1 pseudogene is annotated in these 1,345 nt (G+C 41.4%); it reads left to right on the top strand.

The window, feature by feature from the left end:
• A pseudogene (locus ACFIMG_RS00005) lies at window positions 1-1,345 on the top strand (hypothetical protein); the annotation flags it as partial.

Raw genomic sequence — 1,345 nt, 5'->3', positions numbered from 1 at the left:
ATACGAGTGTGACTTTAGGCAAAGGTAAGGATAAGGCAGCTGTTGGTCTTCATAATGTTGCCGATGGTCAGATTGCCAAGGATTCACGTGATGCAATCACGGGTGGACAGGTTAACAAAATCGGTGAGGATGTAGCTAAGATTTTAGGTGGAGAAGCATCCTTTAAAGAGGGTGTTTTTACAGCTCCGACTTATAAAATCTCTAATGTTTCTGACGATGGTACAGTAACGACTAATTCACATAACGATGTTGGTAGCGCCTTTGCGGGTCTTGATACGAGTGTCAAGAATGTGAACACTCATCTGTCTAATGAGGTCAAAAAGTTTGATGAAAAACTAAGTAATATTACGCAAGCAGTTCAAGGCGATGCATTGTTATGGGGCAAGACTAAAGGTGCGTTTGTAGCGACGCATGGGGACAATAAAGAGAACAGCAAGCTTACATCACTTGCAGCTGGCTCTATAGTATCAGGCTCGAGTGATGCGATTACGGGTGGACAGATTTATGATCTGCAAAAACAGTTTGCAACGTATTTTGGTGGAGGTGCAGGTTATAATGAAAAGGGAGAATGGGTTGCACCTACCTTCAAGCTTAAAACTGTCAATTCTGATGGTAGTGCTGGTGAGGAAAAGGTTTACAGTAGTGTATCGGAAGCATTTGCTGGAGTTGCGAGTTCTATCACGAATGTTCATAATGATGTAACTAATGTTGTCAGTGATAGCCTTGCTAAGCAGGATGATAATACGAAGGTTATCACTATTGGGAAAGAAGTAGAAGGTACAGAACTCAATATTGCCAACAGTAAGAAAGAAGACCGGATACTTTCAGGTGTTAAGGCAGGAGTTCTTTCAGCAGAATCGACAGAAGTTGTAAATGGCTCTCAGTTATTTGCGACTAATAAAAATGTTACGACAGTGACTACTAATCTAGACAGTGTTTCTAAAAATACATCGAGCTATTTAGGTGGTGGTGCTGATGTTCTTGTAGGCAATCTTCCGACGTATGTTGTTGGAGGTCAGTCATATCATGATGTTGGTTCAGCCTTTAGCGGTGTTGATACATCGCTGACAGATCTTCATAATGAGCTTTCTAAGAACAGCAATGAACTTACACAGACCATTGAGCAGAATGCTTTATTATGGAATGATGAAGCCAATGCCTTTGTCGCGCGTCATGAGAAGAAGCAAGAAGAACAAGGCAGAGCTGTCAGGACACAAGAAAACAGTAGAATTACGTTCCTTGCAAATGGTGAGATTAGCGCTACATCAACAGATGCTGTAACGGGTAGTCAGCTTTTTGAAACGAATGATAAGGTTGTTACTTATTTAGGAGGCAATGCAGCTTT

The sequence above is a fragment of the Bartonella sp. AP11XZML genome, assembly GCF_042196445.1.
GTDB lineage: Bacteria > Pseudomonadota > Alphaproteobacteria > Rhizobiales > Rhizobiaceae > Bartonella.
The sequence above is the reverse complement of the archived record's forward strand: the minus strand, read 5'-3'. Positions and strand labels throughout refer to the sequence as shown.